Source organism: Glycomyces dulcitolivorans (genome assembly GCF_003265355.1).
GTDB lineage: Bacteria > Actinomycetota > Actinomycetes > Mycobacteriales > Micromonosporaceae > Glycomyces > Glycomyces dulcitolivorans.
Genome location: NZ_QFRW01000060.1, coordinates 4,458 through 8,965, shown reverse-complemented (window position 1 = coordinate 8,965; position 4,508 = coordinate 4,458). Strand labels below are relative to the sequence as shown.

The following is a 4,508-nucleotide window of genomic DNA, read 5'->3' as shown; positions in this document are numbered from 1 at the left end:
GGCCGGGGCGAATGCCCCGGCCCGCTCCGCGTCTTGCCTCACTTGACCGCGCCCTACTTGACGGCGACGCCCGCCTGCTCGAACTCCTCCAGGGCCTTCGCCCGGGTCTCCTCGGCGACGGCCGCGGTGTAGTCGATGAGCACGGTGGTCGCGAAGCCCTCGGCGGCCGCGTCGAGGGCCGTGGCGCGCACGCAGTGGTCGGTGGCGATGCCGACGACGTCGACCGCGTCGACGTCGCGGGTGCGCAGCCACTCGGTCAGGCCCGTCTCGCCCGAGGAGCCCTCGAACCCGGAGTACGCGGCCTCGTAGGCGCCCTTGTCGAAGACCGCCTCGGCGAGCGTGTGGTCGAAGTCCGGATGGAAGCCCGAGCCCGCGGTGCCGACGACGCAGTGCGGCGGCCACGAGTCGCGGAAGTCCGGTTCGGCCGAGAAGTGCAGGCCCGGGTCGATGTGCCAGTCCCGGGTGGCGACCACGTGGTCCCAGCGGCCGGGGGCGGCCCGGATGAGTTCGGTGACGGCGGCCGCGACCGCGGCGCCGCCCGCGACGGGCAGCGACCCGCCTTCACAGAAGTCGTTCTGGACGTCTACCACGATCAGTGCCCGGCTCATGTCACCGATCCTAGTGACGCCGCCGCCCGACCGGTAGTCCCGTAGCGCGACTGCGCCCGTTTCGTGCCCGGCGGGCAAGGCGAAAGCCCGCCGGCCGGAGCCGACGGGCTTTGCGCGGGGTCGCGGGCTAGTGGCCCTTGACCTCCTTGACCAGGTGTCCCCACTTCTCGTCGAAGACGGGGCGCTCCGAGCGGATGCGCGGGAGGCGGTCGAAGTTGCGCAGGGGCGGCGGGCAGCTGGTCGCCCATTCGAGCGAGCCGCCGTAGCCCCACGGGTCGTTGGTCTCGACCACGCGCCCGGCCTTCCAGGACTTGAACAGGTTCCAGATGAACGGCAGCGTCGACAGGCCCAGGATGAACGCGCCGATCGTCGAGATCATGTTCAGCGTCGTGAACCCGTCGGACTCCAGGTAGTCGGCGTACCGGCGGGGCATGCCCTCGGCGCCGAGCCAGTGCTGGACCAGGAACGTCGTGTGGAAGCCGATGAACGTCAGCCAGAAGTGGACCTTCGCGAGGCGCTCGTCGTACATGCGCCCGGCGACCTTCGGGAACCAGAAGTACACGCCGGCGTAGACCGCGAACACGATCGTGCCGAACAGCACGTAGTGGAAGTGCGCGACCACGAAGTACGAGTCCGAGACGTGGAAGTCCACCGGCGGGCTCGCGAGCAGGACGCCCGACAGGCCGCCGAGGAGGAACGTGACCAGGAAGCCGATGCTGAACAGCATCGGGGCCTCGAAGGTCAGCTGGCCCTTCCACATGGTGCCGATCCAGTTGAAGAACTTCACACCGGTCGGGACCGCGATCAGGAACGTCATGAGCGAGAAGAACGGCAGCATGACCGCGCCGGTCGCGTACATGTGGTGCGCCCACACGGCCATCGACAGGCCCGCGATCGCCAGGGTCGCGGCGACGAGGGTCTTGTAGCCGAAGATCGGCTTGCGGCTGAACACCGGGAAGATCTCCGAGACGATGCCGAAGAACGGCAGCGCCACGATGTACACCTCCGGGTGCCCGAAGAACCAGAACAGGTGCTGCCACAGGATCGCCCCGCCGGTCTCGGCGTCGAAGACGTGCGCACCGAGGGTGCGGTCGGCCATGACGGCGAGGAGCGCGGCGAACAGGATCGGGAAGACCAGGATCATCAGCAGGCTGGTGATCAGGATGTTCCACGTGAAGATCGGCATCCGGAACATGAGCATGCCCGGCGCGCGCATCGTCACGATCGTGGTGATCATGTTGACCGCGCCGAGGATCGTGCCCGCACCGGAGATGGACAGGCCCACGAACCACATGTCGGCGCCGATCCCGGGCGAGTTCACGGCGTTCGACAGCGGCTGGTACGCGAACCAGCCGAAGGACGCCGCGCCGCCGGGCGTGATGAAGCCGGCGACCGCGAGGGTCGAGCCGAGCAGGTACAGCCAGTACGCGAAGGCGTTCAGCCGCGGGAACGCGACGTCGGGCGCTCCGATCTGGAGCGGCACCAGGTAGTTGCCGAACGCGAACACGATGGGCGTCGCGAACATCAGCAGCATGATGGTGCCGTGCATCGTGAACAGCTGGTTGAACTGCTCAGAGGACACGATCTGGAGGCCGGGCTGGAACAGCTCCGCGCGGATGAGCAGGGCCAGGATGCCGCCGATCGCGAAGAACGCGAACGACGTCACGAAGTAGAGCAGGCCGATCTGCTTGGCGTCCGTCGTGCGGAGTGTGCGGGCGAGCCAGGAGCCCTTGGGCTCGCGGCGCACCGGCCACGGACGCGCGACGATAGGCGTCGGCTCAAGCTTCGGCTCAACCGTGGTCACGTGTGGGCCTCCAGATTCATTTCCAGGTAGCGAACGCAGCATAGCCCCGCGAAACGCCGCCGACGCGGAGGGGCGCAGCCCGAGCGGCGTGGCGGTGCGTAAGCGTTGGATGGGCGCTCAGTGGTTGTCGCAGGTCGAATACGCGAAACATCACTGAGCTGAGATCAACCGCGCGGGCCGTCGATGGGCGAGGCCCGGCGCGGGTGAGGAATCTCCTACGGGGACTACAGGCCCCGGGCGTCGGGTTCGAGCGCGGCGTAGACCCGCTTGACCAGCAGGGCGGTCTCGTAGCCGACCTGGCCGAGGTCGCAGCCGGCGTTCGCGAGGACCGCGAGCTGGGCGCGGTCGCCGACGGCCATGAGCAGCAGCACGCCCTCGTCCATGTCGATGACGGACTGGCGGATCCGGCCGGCGTCGAGGACCTTGGCCGCCCCCGTCGTCAGGCTCGCGAGCCCGGAGGTGATGGCGGCGAGCTGGTCGGCCCGGTCGGTCGACAGGCCCCGGGAGGCGGCGATCGCGAGGCCGTCGACGGACACCGTGAGCGCCTCGGAGACGTCCGGCACCTTCTCCACGAAGGAGGTCAGGAGCCAGTCGAGTTCACCGACGTTCTTGTCCTTGCTATCCATCTCGCTGCTTTCTATTGGCGTTGTTCGTGCGCGGCGGCCGCCGCGATGCCGGAGGCGAAACCGGCGAGCCGGTCCCGGATCTCCGCCGGGTCGAGATCGGCGCCGCCGCCCTGTCGGGCACTGGGGACGGAGCCGGGGAGCAGTCGGGAGCCCGGCGCGCGACGGGGCAGTTCGGCGCCGTTGGTCCTGCCGGAGTTTTCGAGTGCTCGGTTCACCTTCCTGAAGGTAACATCCAGCGTCTCGGGAGCGGGGCCCGCAGGGGCCTGGACCGTCTTGGCTCCGTTGAGTGTCACCCCAGCTACGGGGCGTGGCTCGGGGGCCGGGCCGGCCTTGCGCGGACGCGGCACGATCGGCTCGACCGCGCCCGGGGCGGCGGCCTCCCCGCCGGTTCCGGTCACCGGCAGGTTCGCGGCGCGGGCCGACAGGGCCAGGCGCGCGGCCGATCCCTTCAGGTCCGGCGACAGGCCCACCGGGTCCTCCGCGTGCGCGCTCGACGGGATGCGCACCAGCGCGAGCGTGCCCTTGCCCATCGTCGAGTGCAGCTGCACGCTCACCGAGTGCTCTGCGGCGAGGCGCCCCACCACGAGCAGGCCCATGGTCGCCGTCAGCTCCGAGTTCAGCTGGGTCGGCTCGGCCAGGCGGCGGTTGATCGCGGCCATCGGCTCGGGCGCGAGCCCGATGCCGTCGTCGGCGATGGAGATGACGATCTCCGAACCCGAACGGCGCGAAGTGACCCGCACCGACTGGGTCGGCGGCGAGTACGCGGCCGCGTTGTCGAGCAGCTCCGCGAGGATGCGCACCAGGTCCCCGGCGGGCTTGGTCTCCAGCCGCGCCGACACCTGGTTCTCGACCACGACGCGCCCGGCGTCCTCGATCTCGGCGACCGCGTCGCGGATGATCGTGTCGAGGTTCGCCGGGTGGTTGTAGCGGCGCTGCGGGTCGCCGCCCGCGAGCAGGAGCAGGTTCTCCTCGTTGCGGCGCATGCGCGCCAGCAGGTGGTAGACGCTGCGCCACTCCTCGGGGATCGCGTGGTTGGGCGACTGCTCGACCACCGACTCCATGAGCTGCTGCTGGCGGCGGATGAGGCTCTGCCCGCGGCGGGCGAGCGTCTTCATCATCGCCTCGACGTCGATGCGCAGCAGCGCCTGGTTCGCCGTCTGGCGCAGGGCCTGGTGGTGCGCGGCGCTGAACGCCTCGGCGAGGCTGTCGAGCTCGTCGGAGTACCGCGAGTCGGAGGTCTGGACGGTCTGGCGCTTCGCGGTCTGGAGCAGCCGGTCGACCTCGTCCGCGTTGGCCGCCTGGGACACCGCGGCCACCGTCTTCGGCAGCGTGTCGTACGCGGCGGTCAGGGTCGCCTCGCGGACGCCGTCGACGCGGAGGCTGATGCGCCGCGCCAGCATCGCCGCGGAGATGATCGACGTCAGCGCCAGCACGATCACCAGTGCGAACGTGGTGAGCAGGGTCCGCGAG

The 4,508-nt window shown here is 70.1% G+C and carries 4 protein-coding genes; all 4 read right to left on the bottom strand.

The window, feature by feature from the left end; translation table 11 throughout:
• Window positions 1-53: 53 nt before the first annotated feature.
• Window positions 54-608, bottom strand: a complete 555-nt coding sequence (locus tag DI269_RS04565; RefSeq protein WP_112133943.1) for an isochorismatase family protein — start codon at window positions 606-608, stop codon at window positions 54-56.
• Between the two features lie 127 nt (window positions 609-735).
• Entirely contained in the window at window positions 736-2,412 is a 1,677-nt protein-coding gene (gene ctaD / locus DI269_RS04560; RefSeq protein ID WP_112133942.1) for an aa3-type cytochrome oxidase subunit I, read from the bottom strand.
• Between the two features lie 224 nt (window positions 2,413-2,636).
• A complete protein-coding gene (locus DI269_RS04555) occupies window positions 2,637-3,038 on the bottom strand; it encodes a roadblock/LC7 domain-containing protein (RefSeq protein WP_091052626.1) in 402 nt (133 codons plus the stop codon).
• A gap of 11 nt (window positions 3,039-3,049) precedes the next feature.
• Window positions 3,050-4,508 (bottom strand): sensor histidine kinase (locus tag DI269_RS04550; protein ID WP_232822615.1); only part of this gene is annotated, 1,459 nt, incomplete at its 5' end.